This is a genomic window from Fundidesulfovibrio sp. (assembly GCF_058402725.1).
Genome location: NZ_JBZVFJ010000212.1, coordinates 1 through 4,352, shown reverse-complemented (window position 1 = coordinate 4,352; position 4,352 = coordinate 1). Strand labels below are relative to the sequence as shown.

The 4,352-nt window shown below is 69.6% G+C and carries 3 protein-coding genes; 2 read left to right on the top strand and 1 reads right to left on the bottom strand.

The window, feature by feature from the left end; translation table 11 throughout:
- On the bottom strand, positions 1-1,630 hold a 1,630-nt coding region (locus ACV4UX_RS17555; RefSeq protein ID WP_491594573.1), incomplete at its 3' end, for a valine--tRNA ligase.
- A gap of 82 nt (positions 1,631-1,712) precedes the next feature.
- Here ACV4UX_RS17555 and ACV4UX_RS17550 point away from each other — a divergent pair.
- A complete protein-coding gene (locus ACV4UX_RS17550; protein ID WP_491594572.1) occupies positions 1,713-2,966 on the top strand; it encodes a BPL-N domain-containing protein in 1,254 nt (417 codons plus the stop codon).
- 79 nt (positions 2,967-3,045) lie between these two features.
- Positions 3,046-4,352: carbon starvation CstA family protein (locus tag ACV4UX_RS17545; RefSeq protein ID WP_491594571.1), on the top strand; the 1,307-nt coding region annotated here is incomplete at its 3' end.

The window sequence follows — 4,352 nt, the reverse complement described above, 5'->3', positions numbered from 1 at the left end:
CGAACTTGCCGATCATCACGAGCGGGTCGATGACGTTGCCCGTGGACTTGGACATCTTCTTGCCCTCGCCGTCGCGCACCAGGGCGTGGATGTACACGTCGCGGAAGGGGACCTCGCCCATGAAGTGCTGGCCCATCATCATCATGCGGGCCACCCAGAAGAAGAGGATGTCGAAGGCCGTCACCAGCACCGATGTGGGGTAGAAGGCCGCGAGCTCCGGGGTCTTGTCCGGCCAGCCCAGGGTGGAGAAGGGCCACAGGGCCGAGGAGAACCAGGTGTCCAGCACGTCCTCGTCCTGACTGAGCGCGCCGCCGCAGGCGCAGGCCGAGGGGTCTTCCCGCGAGACGACGAGCTGGCCGCAGGCCTGGCAGGTCCAGGCCGGGATGCGGTGCCCCCACCAGATCTGGCGGGAGATGCACCAGTCGCGGATGTTGTCCAGCCAGTGGTAGTAGGTGCTGGTCCACTGGTCGGGAACGATGCGGGTGCGCCCGTCCTCCACGGCCTTGCGGGCCACCTGGGCCAGGGGGCCGGCCTTCACGAACCACTGGGGCGAGACGTGGGGCTCGATGACGGTCTTGCAGCGGTAGCACTCGCCCACGGAGTGGTCGTGCTCCTCCTTCTTCACCAGGAAGCCCTGCTCCTGGAGGGCCTCCAGCACCTTCCTGCGGCACTCCTCGCGGGTGAGGCCCGCGAAGTCCGCTCCGGCGGCGGCGTTCATGCGGCCCTGGCCGTCCATCACCTGGAGCAGCTCCAGGCCGTGGCGGCGTCCCAGCTCGAAGTCGTTCATGTCGTGGGCCGGGGTGACCTTGAGCGCGCCGGTGCCGAACTCGCGGTCCACGTAGGCGTCCGCGATCACGGGGATCAGGCGGTCGGTGAGCGGCAGCTTCACCATCCTGCCCACGAAGGCGGCGTAGCGCTCGTCCTCGGGGTGCACGGCCACGGCGGTGTCGCCCAGCATGGTCTCGGGGCGGGTGGTGGCCACCACCAGCTCGCCGGAGCCGTCGGCCAGGGGGTAGCGGATCTGGTAGAGGCCGCCCTTTTTCGGGGCGTGCTCCACTTCCAGGTCGGCCAGGGCGGTCTGGCAGCGTGGGCACCAGTTGATGATGTAGTCGCCCTTGTAGATCAGGCCTTCCTCGTAGAGGCGCACGAACACCTCGCGCACGGCGCGCGAGAGGCCCTCGTCCATGGTGAAGCGCTCGCGGGTCCAGTCGACGCTCGCGCCCATGCGCCGGATCTGGTTGAGGATGCGCCCGCCGTAGTCCTTGCGCCACTCCCACACCTTTTCCACGAAGGCCTCGCGGCCCAGCGCCTGGCGCGTGACGCCCTCCGCGCCCAGGGAGCGCTCCACCACGTTCTGGGTGGCGATGCCCGCGTGGTCCGTGCCCGGCACCCAGAGCACCTTGCGGCCCTTCTGGCGCATGTGGCGGCAGAGGATGTCCTGGATGGTCAGGTTGAGGGCGTGGCCCATGTGCAGGGCCCCCGTGACGTTGGGCGGCGGGATGACGATGGAGAAGGGTTCGCCTTGGGCCTGGGGATCGGCCGTGCCGGCCCCGGATTCGCGCCAGAAATCGAGCCAGCGGGCCTCGACCTCGGCGGGTTCGTAGCCTTTGGCAAGGGTGGTGTCGGACATGTGCTCACTCCTTTGGAACGGCCGCGCAATAGCGTGTTTTGCGCCTGTTGTCACCGTGGTCGGGATGGGGCACAACGGGGCCATGTTGGCCGTGCTCTGGGACGAAGCCCACCTCTGGGGCGTGCTGCTGGCGCGCTCGCTCGCGGCCATGGGCGCTCCCGTGCGCCTGCTGCGCGCCCACGAGGCCGCCAGGGGCCGCCTGGAGGCCCACCCGCCGGCGGCGCTGGTGGTTCCGGGCGGCTTCTCCAGCCGCAAGGCCGCCAGCCTGGGCGGACGAGGCCTGGAGGCCATCCGGCGCTATGTGGCCGCCGGGGGGGCCTACCTGGGCATCTGCGGCGGCGCGGGCCTGGGCCTCACGGTGCCCGGCGGACTGGGCCTCTGCCCCTGGACGCGCGAACCCTTCCCCAGGCGCATCCAGCACTTCGCCAGCGGCAACGTGGTGCTCCACCCCCAGGAATCGCCCTTCACGCCTCCCGGGCTGGCCGCGCCCCTGGCCCCGGTGTGGTGGCCCGCCACCTTCCGGCCCCACGGCCAGGGCGTGGAGGTGGTGGCGCGCTACGGCGGCCCCGGCCCCGGCTTCATGATGGCCGACATCCCCCTGGCGCTCATCCCGGAGCAGGTGCTGGAGGACTGGGAGGCGCTCTACGGCGTGCGCCTGGCCCCGGCCTTCGCCCCGGGCGACCCCTGCGTGGCGGCCGGGAGCTTCGGGCAGGGGCGCTACGTGCTCTCCCACGCGCACCTGGAGTCCCCCGGCGCGCCCGAGGCCAACGCCTGGCTGGCGCACATGCTCATCGAACTTTCGGGCCTGGAGCTCACCCCCGCGCCCGCGCCCGCCTGGGCCATCGGCCAAGGCCGCCCCGCCTGGGACGACCCGGCCCTGGCGCGCGCCCTGGAACTGATGCTTGAAGTCGTGGAATTGGGCCGCGCCCACGGGCTCTTCACCTGGCGCGAGAGCTGGCTGCTGGGCTGGCGGCAGGGACTGCCCGGGGCGCAGATCTCGGGCGTCCTGGCCATGCTGGACCACGCCCTGAGCCTTTCCCCTTCCAGCGAGGCACTGGCCTTTCTTGAGCGCCGCCGCAGGGGCTTCGCGCGCGACGTCGAGTTGCTGGCGCGCGGGCTCGCGGGCTACCTGCTGGCCGAGCGCCTGGCTTTGACGCTCTCCCGGGTGGACCCCGAGGCCGTGCCCGAGCGCGGCCTGCGCGAGGCGCGCTTCACCCTTTTCGGGCCGCCGCCCGGGGCCGGGGGCACGGCCGGAGGCCTGTGCGGGCGCGTCCTGGAAGTGCTGGAGGAGGCCATCTGCCTGTGCGGACGGCAGAAATCCGGAATGCCCGGTTGACGCGACTCCCCATGCGGTTTAGCGTTCCGACACTTCGCTCTAAGACGTACCGGCCAAACCAGCATGAAGGAGGTTTTTCGTGAACGCCTTGACCCTGGTCTTTGCCTCTCTTTGCGTCTTCGCCATCGCCTACCGCTTCTACGGACTTTTTTTCGTCCGCAAGGTCCTGGGGGTCAAGCCCGAGCGGCCCACCCCCGCCGTCAAGATGGCTGACGGCGTGGACTATGTGAAAACCAACAAATTCGTGCTGTTCGGCCACCACTTCGCGGCCATCGCGGCGGCCGGTCCGCTGCTTGGGCCGGTGCTCGCGGCGCAGTTCGGCTACATGCCGGGCGCGCTGTGGATCCTGGTGGGCTGCGTGGTGGCCGGGGCCGTGCACGACTCGGTGGTGCTCTTCGCCTCGGTGCGCCACAGGGGCCAGAGCCTGGCCTACATCGCCACCCAGGAGATCGGGAAAGCCACCGGTTCCGTGGCCTCGGTGGCCGTGCTCTTCATCCTCATCCTCACGCTGGCGGGCCTGTCCCTGGCCGTGGTGAACGCCATGTTCCACAGCCCGTGGGGCACCTTCACGGTGTTCGCCACCGTGCCCATCGCGCTGCTCATGGGCGTGTACCTCCACGTCTGGCGCGACGGCGACGTGAAGGGCGCTTCCATCATGGGCGTGGCGCTCCTGGTGCTGGCCATCCTGGCCGGACCCTACGTGGTGGAGAACCCCACCCTGTCGGGGATGTTCACCATGTCGCGCAACAACATCGCCATCTCGATCCCCATCTACGGATTCATCGCCTCGGTGCTCCCGGTGTGGCTCTTGCTGTGCCCGCGCGACTATCTCTCCACGTACCTGAAGATCGGCACCATCGCCATGCTGGCCATCGGCATCTTCTGGGTGCGCCCGGACCTCTTGATGCCCGCCACCACGCAGTTCATCTCCGGCGGCGGCCCCATCATCCCCGGCCCGGTGTTCCCCTTCCTGTTCATCACCATCGCCTGCGGGGCCATCTCGGGCTTTCACGCCATCATCGGCTCGGGCACCACGCCCAAGATGATCGGCTCCGAGGGCGACATCCTCTTCGTGGGTTACGGGGCCATGCTCACCGAGGGCTTCGTGGCCATCATGGCCCTCATCGCGGCCTGCGTGATGGTCCCGGCCGACTACTTCGCCATCAACGCCCCTGCGGCAGCCTTCGCCAAGCTGGGCATGAGCGTGGTGAACCTCCCCGAACTCTCCACCGCCGTGGGCGAGACGCTCCAGGGCAGGCCCGGCGGCGCGGTGTCGCTGGCCGTTGGCATGGCCTACATCTTCTCCTCCGTGCCCTTCATGAAGGGGCTCATGGCCTACTGGTACCACTTCGCCATCATGTTCGAGGCGGTGTTCATCCTCACGGC

Bases quoted from the DNA above. Each gene is read 5' to 3' on its own strand.
- ACV4UX_RS17550 (WP_491594572.1), top strand. From the start codon at position 1,713: ATGTTGGCCGTGCTCTGGGACGAAGCCCACCTCTGGGGCGTGCTGCTG.